Here is a 12,010-nt window from a genome sequence, read left to right on the forward strand (position 1 = left end):
GCGGACGGCCCGGCGGCCGTGCCGGTCAGGCTGGACCTGGCCGGCCTGCGGGGCTCGGACGAGGTACCGGCACTCCTGCGCAACCTCGTCCGCACTCCGGTCCGCCGTGCGGCGGCCACCGCGCCGAACGGCGGCGGGATCGTCGCGGCACTCGCAGCGGCCGCGCCCGCCGAGCGGCCGGAGCTGGTGCTCGACCTGATCCGCGGGCACGCCGCCGCCGTCCTCGGGCACGGTGGCGCGGCAGAGCTCTCCCCGCACCGGCGGTTCCAGGACCTCGGGTTCGACTCGCTGATCGCCGTCGAGTTCCGCAACCGCCTCGGTGAGGCCATCGGTCAGCGGCTCCCCGCGGCACTGCTGTTCGACTATCCGACACCGGCCGAGCTGGTCGACCATCTGCTGCCCAGGCTGGTCGCCGACGAACCGACGGGACCGGCGGCGCTGCTGGCGGACCTGGACCGGCTGGAGCGCGCGCTGGACGAGACCACGGTGGACGACGAGCGGCTGCATCGGCAGATCGCCGGCCGGCTGGACGTGCTCCGCAGCAGGTGGGCGGCAGATCAGCAGGAAGAGGACGGCTTCGACGTCGAGTCGGCCACCGACGATGACATGTTCCGCATGCTCGACGACGAGCTGGGTCTGAACTAGGAAGGTGTCTCGGTGACGGGTGCCTGGTCGGGCAGCCGTCGGCGGTGGGAGCCGGGCGTGATCGCCCGGCTCCCACCGCCCGAACGCTCGGATTCGTCCCGTCCGTCGGTCCACGGCTCGGTGAGGATGTGGCGCATGGGCGCATGGGTGCGCCCGGCTGTTCAGCCGGTCATGGCAGCTATGCCGGCCGTTCCGGTGTGTCGCGCCGGAAGACCTCGAGGAGGCCGCGTCAGGCGGCCGGTGGCCGCCATCGTCCTGTCTCCGCAGCGGGAGGCGGCGGCCGTACCGACTCCGTAGCAGAAGCCGGTGGCCGTTTCGGCAGCTCCCCAAGAGGCCGAGGAGGGGTTCGACGACGGATCCCCGACGGGTGCGGGCGGCTCCGCCGGGCTTGGCCCACAGCTGACAGCGATGGCGCCTGCATCCAGGCGTACGACGGCCAAGCCGCTGCACGGCCTCGCGATGGCCTCGCAGCAGTATCCGGCGTCGCCGAGCAGGCCCCGTCCCCGCTCCGTGGACGCGTGACAAGGACGCCACGTCGTGGGCGAGCACATGGCCCGGAAACGGCAGCCTGCTCGTCACCGACGGCGGCGTCCTTCGTCGTCCGCGCGCGCGTGGCAACGGGCCTTGCCGGCGGCCTCGGCCTCGGTTCGCGCGGGCGGCCCGCAGCTCTGCGAGCCGCTTCTCCCGCCGCTCCGGCACGGCCGGCATGCCGGTGGCCATGCCGCAGCGTTACGCGGGTCGGCCACCATGGACATGCCGGGGCCGCTGCCGCACACGCCGTGCGGCAGCGGCCCCACGGCGACTACCTGATGGCGGGTCCCTTGGAGGCGGCGGACAGCGTGGCCGCCAACTCGGCGTTCACCTCGGCCTGGTGCGCGGCCAGGTAGAAGTGGCCGCCGGGGAATGTGCGGATGCGGAAGGCGGCGGTGGAGTGCTCGCGCCACCGGTCGGCCTCCGCGACGGTTGTCTTCGGGTCGCCTTCGCCCACCAGCACCGTGATCGGGCAGTCGACCGTGCGGTCCGGCACGGCCTGGTAGGTCTCGATGACCCGGTAGTCGCTGCGCACCGCCGGCAAGGTCATCCTCAGGATCTCTTCGTCGCCCAGTAGGTCCGCCCGGGTGCCGTTGAGCTGCCGCAACTCGTCCAGCAGGCCATTGTCGTCGCGCAGGTGCACCTGCTCGTCCCGGTGCGTGGCGGGCGCGCGCCGGCCGGACGCCACGATCGCTCGGGGCGAGGCCGGGGTGTCAGCGAGTGAGAGGGCCGTCTCGAACGCGAGTACCGCGCCCATGCTGTGTCCGAAGTAGACAGTGGGCAAGGGCCTTTCCTGCTCGAGGATCGGCGCGATGTGACCGACGTACTCTGCGACGCTGCGCACCAGCGGCTCACGTCTGCGGTCCTGGCGGCCGGGGTACTGGAGGACCACGACGTCGGTGGCGGCGGCGTGGGCCATCGCGACGGGGTGGTAGAAACTCGCCGAGCCGCCCGCATGGGGGAAACAGACGAGCCGCACACGGGCACTGGCGTTGGGCCGGAAGCGGCGCAGCCAGCGCTCTGCGTCGGTGCCGGGTATGGGCATGAGGTCTCCTCGGGGCAGTCGTCAGAGACGAGTACGTCCCCTTCCTGACTGGAAATTCCCCAGTCCCGATGAGTAACCGTGCCGATTCCCAGTGATGCACTAGGGTGCCCCGACTTCCGTTGACACCGCGGACTTGCGGCTGTGAATGTCACCTCCAAGGACTGCTCCCGCGAAAACTCACTGGACGTAGCGGTCGTCCTTTCCCGTGGCGACGTAAGGGGATTTCGTGTCCAAACGTGCTCTTATCACTGGGGTCACCGGCCAGGACGGCTCGTACCTCGCAGAACACCTGCTGGCGCAGGGCTACCAGGTATGGGGCCTGATGCGAGGGCAGGCCAACCCGCGAAAGTCACGGATCAGCCGCCTCGTATCCGATCTGTCCTTGGTGGACGGTGACCTCATGGACCAGGCCAGCCTGGTCTCGGCGCTGGACCGCATCCAGCCCGACGAGGTGTACAACCTCGGTGCCGTCTCGTTCGTGCCGATGTCGTGGCAGCAGCCGGAACTGGTGACGGAAATCAACGGCGCCGGCGTGCTGCGCATGCTGGAGGCCATTCGCATGGTGAGTGGACTGAACACGTCCAGGTCGACCCGATCCGGTGGGATCCGGTTCTACCAGGCTTCGTCCTCGGAGATGTTCGGCAAGGTCGCGGAGACTCCACAGAGTGAGTCGACGCAGTTCCACCCCCGTAGCCCGTACGGGGTGGCCAAGGCCTATGGCCACTTCATCACGCGTAACTACCGTGAGTCGTTCGACATGTACGGGGTCTCCGGAATCCTGTTCAATCACGAGTCCCCGCGCCGCGGTGCCGAGTTCGTGACCAGGAAGATCTCACTGGCCGTCGCGCAGATCAAGCTGGGAATGCAGGACAGACTGGCGCTGGGCAACCTCGACGCGGTGCGTGACTGGGGCTTCGCCGGTGACTACGTCAAGGCGATGCACCTGATGCTCCAGCAGGACGAGCCGGGAGACTACGTGATCGGGACCGGTGTGATGCACTCGGTCCGCGACGCGGTACGCATCGCCTTCGACGCCGTGGGCCTCAACTGGGAGGACCACGTCGTGGTCGACCCGTCGCTGGTCCGCCCGGCCGAGGTGGAGACGCTGTGCGCCGACTCCAGCATGGCCCGGGCCGCGCTGGACTGGGCACCCACGGTGAAGTTCGAGGAACTGATGCAGATGATGGTCGAGTCGGACCTGCAGCAGGCATCGCGGACGCGCGACTACGGCGAGCTGCTGGCGGCCGCCGACAGCTGGTGACACCGCGACCGGGACGTTGTCCGGCCCCGGCCTCCGCACGCGGATGGAGAAGTCGTGGCCGGCGGAGCGGGGCGCGGAGGGCGGGCCCGCCGGATGATCGACAAGGTACTGCCGCAGCACTGCATGCGCATGCGGTCCGGACACGGCACGATGGGCACCCGCGAGTACGCTGGACCCGGCTTGGTGTCCGGGCGGGCGACGTCCCCGGCGGACACCCGGACGGCGCCGGCGTCCTGGTCGTCCGCCCGGGACCGCCGCACCGGCTTGCCCTCCCCTTCCCCTGCCGGCTGTCCGGCGACGTCACTCCCGCCCGGCTCGTGGACGTGACCGGCCGCCGCCGGCGGCGGATCGAGGGGACCTTCCAGCACGGCAGACCATGATCGGCCTGGCCGGGGGCCAAGTGACGCGCTGGGAACACCTGCATGCGCCGGTCACGGTTCTCCCCGCTCACCGCCGCCGTGCTCGCACCCACAGCCGCTGCCACGACCACAGCGGAATCTGCCCGATCGGCCGGCGCCCGGCTCGTCCTGCTGACCTGCCTCGAACTCGTCCAGCTCACGGCGCCTTGTTCTCGCACCACCTGCCCGGCCGTCCGCGACACGGAACACGTCCGCGCTGGACGGCCTGACGCCGCTGCCGTCAAGCCGTCACGCAACCCTGCCACCAGCGCCGGCACGTAGTCCAGGACCGGCAGCCACGGCCCGGAAATACAGCTGCCGCGCCCGACAGCATGGGATCAGCACGCGATCACTGATCCGCCGCAAGAACAGGCCAATGACTCCGGAGAACGTGATGCCAGTAACTCAAGCGCTGATCCTGGCCGGCGGCCAGGCGACCAGGATGCGACCGTATACGGACGATGCGCCCAAGGCCATGGTTCCCGTGGCGGGTGCGCCGATCGTCGGCTACCAGCTGCTGTGGCTCGCCGAGCACGGCGTCAAACACGTCATGATCAGCGGCGGCTACAAGCACGAGATGATCCAGGACTACGTGGGCGACGGCTCCCGGTTCGGCGTCACCGTGGGCTACGCCATCGAGGACCAGCCTCTGGGCCGTGGCGGCGGTCTCAAGTATGCGGCCGAGCGACTGCCCGAAGACGGCCCCTTCTTCGTCCTCAACGGCGACGTCATCTGCACCGACTCCCTCGCGGGCCTGAGTCGGTACCACACGCATCAGGGCGGGGCCGTCACGGTCGCCCTGTCCCCGTACCGGTCCAACTGGGGAGTGGCCGACCTGGACAACGACCGCATCCGCGGCTTCGTCCAGTCCCCACGGTTGCCCTACTGGATCAACGCAGGCATCTACGTCTTCGAACCCCACGTTGTCGGGCTCTTGCCGGACAAGGGCGACCATGAGGACAGCACGTTCCCGCAGCTGGCCATCGAGGGCGCCCTGATCGGTTACCGGCTCTCGAGCTACTGGCGTGGCATCGACACCGTGAAGGACGTACTCGAAGCCAGCAAGGAGATCAAGGGCGCGGGTCTTCTCGTACCGGAGGAGTTCCGCACCACCGGCATCGACATCTGAGACACCCCGGTTTTTGCAGGTCAGAGGTATGGTCACCCTGTGAGGCGGACCTGCCCCATCCTGGGCTCGCTGACCAGTGGGGGCACCTGACCTGACGTCAGGTAAGTCAGCAACTGATCAGCATCAGACCTCGGACATCGCGAGAGGGCTGCCCGAGCAGCGGCTTGGTGTGGGGCGCCACCCTCAGAGAGCAGCGATGTTCCTCACAGTCTTCGAGTCAGGCGCGGGCCAGTTGTAGAGTGATAGCGCCCTTGACCTGCACAAAGCAGGCAGGGAGCCGTCATACAGGAGTCCAAAGTGCTGCGTACTCTGTTCAAGTCCAAGATCCACCGTGCCACCGTCACCCAGGCCGACCTGCACTACGTGGGATCCGTGACCATCGACGCCGATCTGCTCGACGCCGCCGATCTGCTGCCCGGGGAACTGGTGCACATCGTCGACGTCACCAACGGCGCGCGGCTGGAGACGTACGTCATCGAGGGGGAGCGCGGGTCCGGGGTCGTCGGGATCAACGGGGCGGCGGCCCATCTCGTCCACCCCGGTGATCTGGTGATCATCATCAGCTACGCTCAGGTCACCGATGCGGAGGCCCGTGAGCTGCGGCCCCGGGTCGTACATGTCGACGCCGGCAACCGGATCGTGTCCCTCGGCGCCGACCCGTCCGAGCCGGTGCCCGGGTCGGACCAGCAGCGCAGCCCGCAGGCCGTAGGGGCCTGACCGGCTGACCTATGGACCAGGAGCGTGCGAGGCCATGAGCGAGATCCAGATCCGTGACGACCGGGCGGCGGGCCGGCTGGAGGCCGTCGACGGTGGTGAGGTGGCCGGCCGCATCGAGTACTTCGTGCTGGAGTCGCCCGCGCGCGCCCTCGTCCCCGTCCACACGATCGTCGAGCCCGCCCACGAGGGCAAGGGCATCGCCGGATCGCTCGCCCGCGAGCTGTACGCCCTCGCCGAGCGCGAGGGCGTCCCGGTGGCCCCGCTGTGCCCCTACGTCGTCAAGTGGGCCGAGCGCCACCCCGAGGTCGCCCCGCCGGCCGACCCCGGGCTCCTGTCGGCCGCCAAGGACTGGCTGCGCGCCCACCCCGGGCGGTTCTGAACCCGAAGGGCGCGAGACGGCCCGAAGGGCCGGCGTCGCGCGCTGACCCGGTCGGTGCTGCCCTCGGGTGAGTGGCCGCGCGGGCACCGGGTAGGCGGGGAAGTAGTCCAGAGGCGACGTCCCGTGACAGCCCGGAGGGCACGATGACCCACTCGCATCCCGACCCGGTCCCGCCCGGCCCGGCACCGGGTCCGGGCCCGACCCCGACCCCGACCCCGCCGGATCCCTATCCCACGCCGGTCCCGCCGCCGGAGCCGGTCCCCCAGCCGACCCCGCCGCCGGGCCCCGGTCCCACACCGCCACCGGCGCCGCCCCACCCGGGTCCGCCGGGGCCGTCACCGTCTCCCGTACCGCCGGGCCCGGAACCGGCGCCGAACCCCGAACCGGGCCCTCCCCTCACCGCACCTGAGCACCGTGCCGGGGAGAACGGGCCGGGCATGACCCCCCACACAGCCGCGAACACATAGCCGCGAACACATGCCGTGACCCGGTTCGGCGGCTCCGCGCCCCCCAGGGAACTACCCGGGGCAGCTCCCGGGGGGCACGGGGGAATCCGCCCGCCTACGCCGACACCTCGCCGCGATCCCCGCCCCACAGCGTGTGGAACGCGCCCTCGCGGTCCACCCTGCGGTACGTGTGCGCGCCGAAGAAGTCCCGCTGGCCCTGGGTCAGCGCCGCGGGCAGGCGCGGGGAGCGCAGGCCGTCGTAGTACGCCAGGGCCGCCGCGAAGCCGGGCGTCGGAACTCCGTGCCGTACCGCCGCGATCTGGACCTCCCGCCAGTCGTCCTGCGCCTCGGCGATCTCGCGGGCGAACGTCTCGTCCGACAGCAGGCTCGGCAGGTCGGGCCGGGCGTCGTAGGCCGCGCGGATGCGGTCCAGGAACGCGGCGCGGATGATGCAGCCGCCCCGCCAGATGGCGGCCACCGCGCCGAGGTCGATGTCCCAGCCGTACTCCTCGCTGCCCGCCGCGATCTCGTGGAAGCCCTGCGTGTACGACACGATCTTCGACGCGTACAGCGCCTGCTCCACCCGGTCCGCGAAGGCGGCGGCCTCCGCCTCGCCCAGCGCGGACGGCTTCGGCCCGGCCAGGTCCCGCGAGGCGGCCCGCAGCGCCGCGTGCCCGGACAGGGAGCGGGCGAAGACCGCCTCGGCGATGCCGGACACCGGGACGCCCAGGTCCAGCGCGATCTGCACGGTCCAGCGGCCGGTGCCCTTCTGCTCGGCCTGGTCCACCACCACGTCCACGAACGGCCGGCCGGTGGCCGCGTCCACGTGGGACAGCACCTCCGCGGTGATCTCGATCAGGTAGGAGTCCAGCCGGCCCGTGTTCCAGGTGCGGAAGATGTCCGCGATCCGCGCGGGGGAGTACCCGGCGACATCCCGCAGCAGCTGGTACGCCTCCCCGATCAGCTGCATGTCGGCGTACTCGATGCCGTTGTGGACCATCTTCACGAAGTGCCCGGCACCGTCCGGACCCACGTGCGTCACGCACGGCGCCCCGTCGGCGGCCTTCGCGGAGATCTTCTCCAGCATCGGCCCCAGCGACTCGTACGACTCCGCCGAGCCGCCCGGCATGATGCTCGGCCCGTGCAGCGCGCCCTCCTCGCCGCCGGAGATGCCCGCGCCGACGAAGTGGATGCCCCGCTCGCGCAGCTCCCGCTCCCGGCGCCGGGTGTCCGCGAAGTGCGCGTTGCCCCCGTCGATGATCATGTCACCGGGCTCCAGCAGCGGGGCGAACTCCTGGATCACCGCATCCGTCGGCTCGCCCGCCTTGACCATGACGACCAGCCGGCGCGGACGCTCCAGCGCCGCCACGAACTCCTCGGCGGTCTCGGCCGCGACGAAGTCGCCCTCCTGCCCGAACTCCTCCACCAGCGCCTTGGTCCGCGACACCGTACGGTTGTGCACGGCGACCGTGTAGCCATTGCGTGCGAAGTTCCGTGCGAGGTTGCGGCCCATCACCGCGAGGCCCGTGACACCGATCTGCGCTGAAGTGCTCATACCGCCTGCTCTCTCGTTGCCTCATGACTACGGTTCCGTCAGTACGGACCCGTGCCCATCCTGACGTGCCACGACGGCGAACGCCTATGCGACCCGCCCCACACCGGTACGCGGCGGGAGTGCCGTCCGCATCGGTCACCGGCCGCCGCCCGGCCCGACCAGGGTCTGTTCCAGGCCACTTGACCCGTGCGGCAGGCCGATTCCCCGTCTTGTCATGGTCAGTTCGCGGCGCTTACCTTTGCCCCTCCTGACGCATGCCGAGGGGAATTCGGACATGGCCGTACGCGGCCGGCACCGCCGGTACCAGCCGAACAGGATCAACCGCGCCTCACTCACCGTCACGGTGAGCGGCGCCGGCCTCGCGATCCCGCTGGTCGCGGCCGGTACCGCGCACGCGGCCGACGCGGCCACCTGGAACAAGGTCGCCGCCTGCGAGTCCAGCGGCAACTGGAGCGTCAACACCGGCAACGGCTACTACGGCGGACTGCAGTTCACCCAGTCCACCTGGGAGGCGTACGGCGGCACCCGCTACGCGCCGCGCGCCGACCTGGCCACCCGGGCGGAACAGATCACCGTCGCCGAGCAGGTCCTGGACGGGCAGGGACCCGGTGCCTGGCCGGCGTGCTCGCCGCGCGCCGGGCTGACCCGGGGCGGCGGGGCGGCGGACGCGCACACCGACTCCGCGGCCGTCCGCCCGGCGCGGGCCGGCGCGCGGCCGGCCTCCTCCGTCAGCGACGTACGGCCGCAGACCACCCCGCAGTCCCGCGCGGGCCGGGCCGAGATGTACACCGTGGTGCACGGCGACACCCTCTCCGGCATCGCCGGCGAGCAGCGGGTGCCGGGCGGCTGGCGGGCGCTGTACGCGGGCAACCGGGCCACGATCGGCACCGATCCCGACCTGATCATGCCGGGGCAGCGGCTCAGCCTGGACGGCACCCACACCAGGACCGCACCCCCCAAGGCGCCCAAGTCCCCGAAGCGCAAAGCCCCTTCGGAGCACCCCGGCACGCACCACGCCCCGCCCCCGGCCCACCACGCGCGCGTCGCCCCGGTGACCGCGTCCGTCGGCACCGGCTACCACGTGGCCGGCTCGCACTGGTCGAAGGGCTATCACACCGGCGTCGACTTCCTCGTGCCGACCGGCACCTCCGTGCGGGCGGTGGCGGCCGGCCGGGTGGTGGCCGCGGGCTGGGGCGGATCGTACGGCTACCAGGTGGTGCTGCGGCACGCCGACGGCCGCTACACCCAGTACGCCCATCTGTCCGCCATCTCCGTACGGACCGGTCAGGGCGTCACCGCTGGCCAGCGCATCGGCCGCTCCGGCTCCACGGGCAACGTCACGGGCCCGCACCTGCACTTCGAGGTGCGGACGGGGCCCGGCTTCGGCTCGGACGTCGACCCGCTGGCCTACCTCCGGGCCGGCGGCGTCAGCATCTGACGCGGACACGGGGCCGGCGGCAGCGCGACCGGCGCCGGCAGCGTGACCGGCACGTGGAAGCGTACGGACAGCGGGATGCACGGCAGCGGGGGCGCGGCATCGGCCGACGCGGTGTGCGGCGGCGGGGGCGCGGTGTCGGCCGGCGGGGCGGTGCCGTCGCCCTCCGTCCCGGTCCCGCTCCCGGTCTGCGACCCGGCCGCCTCGGCACCGCTCCCGGCGCCGGAACCGGCACGTCCGGCTCCCCGCGTTCCGGCCCCGCTCGCGGAGCGCCCGGCCCGGTCCGCTCCGGTCCGCACGGCCGGGTCCACCCCGGTGTCCGCCGCCCCGCGCTGCCGTGGCACACCGGGCCGCGCCTTGCGGGCCACGGGCGCCGGGCCCGCGGCGTCCGGCAGCGCCTGCGCGCAGGGCGGCCCGGCCGGAGGCACGGCCGCGACAGGCGGCGCGGAAGCGGCCGCGGACGCCGCCGGAACAGCCGGCGAGGCAGCGGCCGGGGCGGTCGGCACAGTCGTCGGGGAAGCGGTCGGCGCCGTCCGCGACGGGGCGTCCGGCTCGGCTTCCGCCGGGGCTTTTCCGAGGGCCCGCGCGGCCCCCGCGTTCTCCAGCCGCTCCGTCGTCAGCATGATCAGGCCGCCCGCCGCCACCACTCCGCAGCCCAGGGCGAGCACGGTGCCCAGGGTGCCGTGGCGGAACGTCTCGCCGAACATCAGCACGCCGACCGCGGCGGCCAGCACCGGATTGACCACCGTCAGCGTGGCCAGCGGCGCGGCGAGGCCGCCGTGCCGGTAGGACAGCTGGGACAGCAGGACGCCGGCGACCGAGAACGCGACGATCACCCCGAGCGACGGCAGGGCGCCCAGGTCGATGCCGTGGGTCCAGTCCACCGCCACGGTCTTGGTGAACACCGAGGACATGCCGAAGGCGACGCCGGAGGCGGTGGCGAGCAGCACGCTGCGGACCGCCGGATGCCGGCGTGCGGTGAGCGCGGCGAAGGCCAGGGCCGCCACCGCCGCGCCGGTGACCAGCGCGACGGCCAGGCGCTGCCCGGCGGCGAGGGAGTGCGTGGCGTTGGAGCCGACCAGGGACAGCAGACCGGCGAGGCCGGCCGTGGCCATGAGGGCCCCGCGCCAGGCCCTCGTCCCGGCCCGGCGGCCGACGCACAGCGCCGCCATGGGCAGGGCGAAGACGATGGTCAGCGCGCCGAGCGGCTGGACCAGGCTGAGCGGCCCGCAGGCAAGGGCGACGACGTGCAGCGCGCCGCCGAGGCCGTTGAGCGCGAGCGCCCCCCACCAGCCCGGCCGGTGCAGCGGGACGCTGTCGGCGGAGGTCACCGCCACCTGCTCCTGCGCGATCGCTCCGCCCGCGTAGGCGAGGGCGGAGACGACCGACAGGAGCACGGACAACGCCAGGGCGCTCATCGGCGTCTCCTCTGGGGGGAGTGGCTGTCCCGGGCCCGTGTGCGATCGGCTTCCATGGCCGACACTCTGCCCGCCCGGGATCTCCCCGTCGTCGTCCCTGAGCGCAATGCCTCCTACTGCTTTTGGAGTACGCCGGCACTCCGGTCGTACCTTGGCAGGCTGACGCCGGCCGGGCACCCGGCGCACCACCCCGGCAACGGGCCTGGTAGGACTGCCTGTTGTGCTTCTCGACCCCGCTCTCGCCGCGCTGCGCCCGCTCGGTGGCTTCTTCGTCCTCCGCACCCTGTCCGGCCCGCCCGGCGACGCGGACCCGAGGCGGCTGCCGGCCCTCGCGGACGGGTACGCGGAGGGAACACCGTACGAGCGGGACCCGGTGGCCGCGCGGGTCGCCGTGGTGGGGGAGCGGCTGCGGACCGCCGAGCCGCGGGTGGCCGCCTCCCTCGCCCAGCAGGGGCTGGCCGCCCGGCTGTGGTCGGCGGCCCTGGGCTGTGCGGTGCTGTACGGCCGGCTGCCCGACCTGGACGCGCGCCTGCTGCGCTGGGACGTACGCGCCACCGCCCCCGACGACCTGTGGCTCACCGAGGTACGCCCCCTGCCCGGGGACGCGGCCGCGCTCGCCGGCACCGTACTGCACGGCCATCTGGAGCCCCTGACGGCGGCGCTGCGGGCCCGCCACGGCGTGGCGGCGGGCCTGTTGTGGGGCAACGCGGGCTCCGCGCTGGCCGCGACCGCCCGGGAACTCGGCCGCTGGGCCCGCGCGCACGGCCGGGGCGATGTGGCCGCCCGTACCCGCGCCCTCACCGGTGAGCTGTTCGCCCACCCCTTGCTCGACGCCACCGGTGTGCGCACCGGCTCGTCCTTCCGGCGCCGCAGCTGCTGCCTGTACTACCGGGTGCCCGGCGGCGGACTCTGCGGCGACTGCTGTCACTCCCGCCGCCCGGGCTGACCTCCCCGCGACCCCGGCGCCCGGAACAGCGCCCCCCGTCCACGAGCGCCCCTCAGTGCGACGCGTTCCACGCCATGCACCCGGAATGCCCGGGTTCGCGCCCTC

10 protein-coding genes are annotated in these 12,010 nt (G+C 72.6%); 7 read left to right on the forward strand and 3 right to left on the reverse strand.

Annotated elements, in window-relative coordinates; translation table 11 throughout:
- Positions 1 to 645: beta-ketoacyl reductase (locus tag AB0E62_RS00005; protein WP_362185552.1), on the forward strand; the 645-nt coding region annotated here is incomplete at its 5' end.
- A gap of 802 nt (positions 646 to 1,447) precedes the next feature.
- Here AB0E62_RS00005 and AB0E62_RS00010 read toward each other — a convergent pair.
- Entirely contained in the window at positions 1,448 to 2,221 is a 774-nt protein-coding gene (locus tag AB0E62_RS00010) for an alpha/beta fold hydrolase (protein WP_362185555.1), read from the reverse strand.
- Positions 2,222 to 2,447: 226 nt separating this feature from the next.
- Here AB0E62_RS00010 and AB0E62_RS00015 point away from each other — a divergent pair, with 226 nt between their 5' ends.
- The 4 genes from AB0E62_RS00015 (at position 2,448) to AB0E62_RS00030 (ending at position 6,105) form a co-directional block, all read left to right on the forward strand.
- Positions 2,448 to 3,482 (forward strand): GDP-mannose 4,6-dehydratase, encoded by a 1,035-nt coding sequence (locus AB0E62_RS00015; protein ID WP_362185558.1) that lies wholly within the window; start codon positions 2,448 to 2,450, stop codon positions 3,480 to 3,482.
- Between the two features lie 792 nt (positions 3,483 to 4,274).
- Positions 4,275 to 5,009: a nucleotidyltransferase family protein gene (locus AB0E62_RS00020; RefSeq protein WP_362185561.1), complete on the forward strand. Its 735-nt coding sequence runs from the start codon at positions 4,275 to 4,277 to the stop codon at positions 5,007 to 5,009.
- Positions 5,010 to 5,306: 297 nt separating this feature from the next.
- Positions 5,307 to 5,726 carry an aspartate 1-decarboxylase gene (panD, locus tag AB0E62_RS00025; protein WP_362185564.1) on the forward strand — a complete coding sequence of 140 codons (420 nt, stop codon included), beginning with the start codon at positions 5,307 to 5,309 and terminating at the stop codon, positions 5,724 to 5,726.
- Between the two features lie 34 nt (positions 5,727 to 5,760).
- Positions 5,761 to 6,105, forward strand: a complete 345-nt coding sequence (locus tag AB0E62_RS00030) for a GNAT family N-acetyltransferase (RefSeq protein WP_362185567.1) — start codon at positions 5,761 to 5,763, stop codon at positions 6,103 to 6,105.
- 561 nt (positions 6,106 to 6,666) lie between these two features.
- On the opposite strand, the gene gndA is transcribed toward AB0E62_RS00030, so the two are convergent.
- Complete coding sequence (gene gndA, locus AB0E62_RS00035; protein WP_362185570.1) at positions 6,667 to 8,106, reverse strand: NADP-dependent phosphogluconate dehydrogenase; 1,440 nt, start codon at positions 8,104 to 8,106, stop codon at positions 6,667 to 6,669.
- Positions 8,107 to 8,380: 274 nt separating this feature from the next.
- Between gndA and AB0E62_RS00040 the strand changes: the two genes are divergently transcribed.
- Positions 8,381 to 9,544, forward strand: coding sequence for a transglycosylase family protein (locus tag AB0E62_RS00040; protein WP_362185573.1), 1,164 nt, complete (start codon positions 8,381 to 8,383; stop codon positions 9,542 to 9,544).
- On the opposite strand, the gene AB0E62_RS00045 is transcribed toward AB0E62_RS00040, so the two are convergent.
- Positions 9,514 to 10,959 (reverse strand): DMT family transporter, encoded by a 1,446-nt coding sequence (locus tag AB0E62_RS00045; RefSeq protein ID WP_362185576.1) that lies wholly within the window; start codon positions 10,957 to 10,959, stop codon positions 9,514 to 9,516. The two genes, AB0E62_RS00040 and AB0E62_RS00045, sit on opposite strands and share 31 nt — an antisense overlap.
- 220 nt (positions 10,960 to 11,179) lie before the next feature.
- Here AB0E62_RS00045 and AB0E62_RS00050 point away from each other — a divergent pair, with 220 nt between their 5' ends.
- Positions 11,180 to 11,905 (forward strand): (2Fe-2S)-binding protein, encoded by a 726-nt coding sequence (locus AB0E62_RS00050; protein WP_362185579.1) that lies wholly within the window; start codon positions 11,180 to 11,182, stop codon positions 11,903 to 11,905.
- The last annotated feature ends 105 nt before the right edge of the window (positions 11,906 to 12,010 follow it).

It is taken from the genome of Streptomyces sp. NPDC038707 (genome assembly GCF_040636485.1).
GTDB lineage: Bacteria > Actinomycetota > Actinomycetes > Streptomycetales > Streptomycetaceae > Streptomyces.